Source organism: Microbacterium sp., assembly GCF_047972865.1.
Classification (GTDB): Bacteria; Actinomycetota; Actinomycetes; order Actinomycetales; family Microbacteriaceae; genus Microbacterium.
In genome coordinates, this window is sequence record NZ_JBKEAY010000053.1 from 1 (window position 1) to 4,051 (window position 4,051).

At 67.0% G+C, this 4,051-nt stretch carries 5 protein-coding genes and 1 pseudogene; 3 read left to right on the forward strand and 3 right to left on the reverse strand.

Going from position 1 to position 4,051, the window contains the following annotated elements; genetic code table 11:
- Nucleotides 1-168: 168 nt before the first annotated feature.
- The 3 genes and pseudogenes from ACK5KK_RS03110 to ACK5KK_RS03120 form a co-directional block, all read left to right on the forward strand.
- Nucleotides 169-792 (forward strand): annotated as a pseudogene (locus ACK5KK_RS03110) (transposase); the annotation flags it as partial.
- A gap of 241 nt (nucleotides 793-1,033) precedes the next feature.
- A complete protein-coding gene (locus tag ACK5KK_RS03115) occupies nucleotides 1,034-1,318 on the forward strand; it encodes a ribbon-helix-helix domain-containing protein (RefSeq protein ID WP_416888633.1) in 285 nt (94 codons plus the stop codon).
- Complete coding sequence (locus ACK5KK_RS03120; protein ID WP_416888634.1) at nucleotides 1,315-1,629, forward strand: type II toxin-antitoxin system RelE/ParE family toxin; 315 nt, start codon at nucleotides 1,315-1,317, stop codon at nucleotides 1,627-1,629. The genes ACK5KK_RS03115 and ACK5KK_RS03120 overlap by 4 nt, the downstream gene beginning before the upstream one ends.
- Nucleotides 1,630-1,635: 6 nt before the next feature.
- On the opposite strand, the gene ACK5KK_RS03125 is transcribed toward ACK5KK_RS03120, so the two are convergent.
- From ACK5KK_RS03125 to ACK5KK_RS03135, 3 genes are all read right to left on the reverse strand, one after another.
- On the reverse strand, nucleotides 1,636-2,589 hold the full coding sequence (locus ACK5KK_RS03125; protein WP_416888635.1) for a hypothetical protein: 954 nt from the start codon (nucleotides 2,587-2,589) through the stop codon (nucleotides 1,636-1,638).
- Entirely contained in the window at nucleotides 2,586-3,062 is a 477-nt protein-coding gene (locus ACK5KK_RS03130; RefSeq protein WP_416888636.1) for a hypothetical protein, read from the reverse strand. The genes ACK5KK_RS03125 and ACK5KK_RS03130 overlap by 4 nt, the downstream gene beginning before the upstream one ends.
- A partial coding sequence (locus tag ACK5KK_RS03135; RefSeq protein WP_416888637.1) for an AAA family ATPase occupies nucleotides 3,059-4,051 on the reverse strand: 993 nt, incomplete at its 5' end. The genes ACK5KK_RS03135 and ACK5KK_RS03130, both read right to left, overlap by 4 nt.

The window sequence follows — 4,051 nt, forward strand, 5'->3', positions numbered from 1 at the left end:
CATGACCAGCTCCTTGTCTCCTCGATGATTGAGGAGACCAGCCGATCACAGTGCGTTGATTATGCCGACCTCCTCGGCCCGGAGACCGCCCCAGAGCTGGGGTCCGGCCGCAACATCGGCAAAACCACGACGTCGGCATAACAGCTGCTATGCCGACATCGGCAAAGTTCGTGGGACATCACGAAACTTGCTGGCCCGGTCAAGGGGGTCTACTACGACGCGTACGTGATGATCGACATCTTCTCCCGCTACATCGTCGGCGCGATCGTCCACGCCACCGAAGACGGTCTGCTCGCCAAGGAGATGATGCTCGACGCGTTCGGGATCCACGGCACCCCGCAGGTCGTGCACTCCGACGGTGGCCCGTCAATGACCTCGAAGACCGTAACTACCCTGCTGTCCGACCTCGGCGTCACAAAGCCCCGGTCCCGACCCCACGTATCCAACGACAACCCGTACTCCGAGGCGCTGTTCAAAACGATGAAGTACCTGCCCACCTTCCCCGACCGGTTCAACAGCCCCGCCGATGCCCGCCAGCTCATCGACGAGTTCGTCGACGCCTACAACCACCACCACCGGCACACCGGGATCGGGATGCACACCCCCGCCGATGTCCACTACGGGCTCGCGGACCACATCGACCGCGACCAAGACGCCGCCCTCGAGACCGCCCGCCAGACACACCCCGAACGATTCAGCACCCGCGCGCACACGCACCCGAAAACCCTGAACCGCGACCCCGCGGCCTGGATCAACCAACCACCACCCGACGACCTCCAACTCGCCGCCTAACACCCACCGGCCTCACCCGCCCTGACAAATTCCGGTTCTTCGGTCTCACTGATCCTTGGCCACCGGGAGAGCCGTGGGAGCACAAGCGCCCGCAGTAGTGACTGAGCAAAGAACTGGGGGTCGTCGATTCTGCCCGCTTGGTGAGTGGTGTGCATCTGACCGATGCAACTCACAACGAGGGCGATTCCATTTCGCATAGCGCAGGAGTAGGATTGAGTCCTACTGGAAGTGGGGTCTCATCGTGCGGACGACGAAGCAGCTCAGCATCACTCTCCCGAACAATATGGCGGAGGCGTTGAAGGATCGCGTCGCATCTGGCGCGTATGCGAGTGAGAGTGAGGTCGTCCGCGACGGCCTGCGCGCCCTGTTTGCTCGCGAGGACGCGGTGGAGACCTGGCTGCGCTCCGAGGTCGTCGCCTCCTATGACGAGTTGCGGGCTGACCCCTCGCAGGCGATCAGCTCCGAAGACATGCGCGCACGCCTGGCCCGTGTGCATCGGGAGCGGCTGGCTGAAAGCGGATCGTGACCCGCACCGTCGTCTACTCGCCCCGCGCCAGCGGGCAGCTCACTGACCTGTATGAGTGGATTGCGGAGCAGTCCGGCTTCCCGGATCGGGCCGAGGGATATGTGACGGCAATCTTCGACTACTGCGACAGCCTCGCAGACTTCCCGCTGGTGGGTTTCGCACGCGATGACTTGCGGCCGGGGTTGCGGACAATTGGGTTCCGCCGCCGCGTGGTCATCGCCTTCGCTGTGACCGATGAGACGGTCGAGATTCACGGTGTCTTCTACGGCGGTCGCGACTACGAAACTCTCCTCCGCGACGAGGCCGACTGATAGCACTCACAAGCCCAGCGATGGGCCGGAGCGCTGCGGGCCGGAGCGTCGGCGCTCCGCCTCCCGTTGCGCGAAGCTCTCCCGCATCTGATCGGCACGGGCCGCCAGCGCTTGCTCTTGCTCCCTGTGCACGGCGGCTGCTTCGACTCGCTGCTGTCGGATACGGGCGGCGGCCTGCTCGAGTGGGAGCGATTGGAGTTCGGCAATCTCCGCCCGCATACCCTGCGCGCTGCGCGCCCACTGCTGAGCCTCGCGTTCCGGCCTGGTGAGTTCGTAACGGAGTGGATTACGGCGTACCCGCTCTGCCCCGTAGAGCTTCCCGAGCAAAGCACGGCGTGCTGTGCGGTGCCGTTCAGAGGCGGCTCTCGTCGCGCCTTCCGCTTCGTTCAGCGCTTCTGCGGCTTGCGTGACTTCGGGTGTGTGCTCGGTCGCGCGATCGGTGACGCTCGACACCCAGGCGTCGACGGCCTGGTGCCACTCGGGGGTGCTGCCCCAACACTCGCGGAGCCTGGCCCGTACCTGATCGGCTCGCTCGGTCGCCGCGCGCTGGGCACGGCGCGCTTTCGACTTCCCGAACCTCGGGGCTGCCAGTAAGCGCTCATCCGCGTCGGCTTTGGTCGCGCTCGTCTCAGCGTATGCGTGTCCATCCCTTTCGGCGGCGATCATCAGGGGCGCACTCACGCTCGCTCGAATCTGCTCCGCCTGCTTCCGTGCCGCCTCGACCACCCTTACCGCGTCGGCATCCTCGGCCTCGTGCCGGGCGGCCTGCGTGGTCAGCGCTTCCGCGATCTTCGCCCACCGTTCGGCATGCTTCGCGGCATCGTCAGGTCTCTTCGTGAGGGCGGCAATCTCTTCGTTGACGAACCTTGCGGGGCCGTCCTTCACCAGGCCGCGCACGTCCTCGGCTGCGCGCTGGGTTGCGTCGGTGAGGCCCCGGTCGGCACGGTCGCGTTCCATCACCGCGACTGCTCCCGCGCATGCTCCTGGCTCTCGGCCACGACGTGCAACAGGTTCTGTTTGCGGCCGCGAGTCATGCCGACATACACACTTGCGGCGCTGGTCGCGTCGGTGAGGATCGTGTGCGACCCGGTGACGGTCGCGCCCTGCACTCCGTAGGCGGTCGCCGCGTACGACAGGTGCGCGTGCTCGGCCACATACTCGGCAGGCAGGCGCACAGTGCGCTGCCGCTTCCTCCCGTTTCCGGGCTCGCGCACACGCAATGCCCTGTCCTCATCGACTCGTTGCACGATCCAGTTCTGCCGGTTCGCGACACCGATGTTGGTGTTGTTCTTGCGCGTTTGAATCACGTCTCCGGCTCCGATGGGGAGGCCGTCGTTGCCGGTGGCGGTGCGGTGGTCGTCGACCTCGTCGCGCGACGCTCGCTCGTCACGGATACGCGCGTTGACAGCGCGGGCCTCCTCGTTGGAGGTCACTGTGACGGCTTCTCCCTCCCGGTGCTGCTCGGCGATGTGCTCGCGCACGTCCTCGTCGCTCGTGTGCAGGTGGACGAGTCCGAGCGCGGTGAGCCGGTCGAACACCTCGCCAGGGTCGCGTCCGTCGCGCATCCGCACCGTGACCTCGGCATAAGCGGGGTCGGTGAAGCGATGCACCTCGGCCATGTCGAACGTGCCCCCCGAAGCTGTGCGGCCATGTCGAGCACACCGCCGCGCCCGACCGCCGCGAGCTGCGCACGATCCCCGACGAGCGCGACCGTCGCGCCTGTTTCTGCGGTGACGGTGAGCAACGCGATTGCGGTGTCCTGGTCAAGCATCCCAGCCTCGTCCACGATCACCCGCTCACCCCGCGCCAGCCGCGCGCCCTCGGATGGGCTGCGGTAGGTGCGTCCGGTTTCGGGGTCGGTGTCGCCGGGTGCGAGGCGCGTCCATACGCCGTCGCTGTTCCATCGCCACCCGTGCGCGTGCACGAGCGCCGCAACCGATGTTGCGGGCACGCCGAGTTCATCGTGCGCGACCTGCGCGGCGCGCAACGTCGGCGCAACCACCTGCGACACCCGCCCGTGCCGTGCGGCGACCTCGATTGCAGCGGCGAGCATCGTCGTCTTCCCGCTCCCTGCTGCGCCTTCCACGACCACGAGCGGATCGGTCGATGCGACCGCGGCGGCGGCCCGCTCCTGCCCGGCATCCAGGCCGTGCCTGCGCGCCGCCGTGAGCGCGTCCAGGTGCTCCGGGTCTTGTTGCGGGATGCGCGCGGCGATGAGGTCGCGCAGCGCCGTCTCCGCCTGCACCACACGCAGGCTCGTCAGGTGCGCCACATGCTCCGGGGCGGGTGCGCCGTGCGGGAGGACCGAGAAGCAATCCTCCATCGCCAACGATGTCGCAACCTGCACGAACTCGCGTATCTCGGCCGGTGTAGCTTGCACGCCGTACTCGGTCATGATCCGTGTCGCGTGCTCCTGCACCGT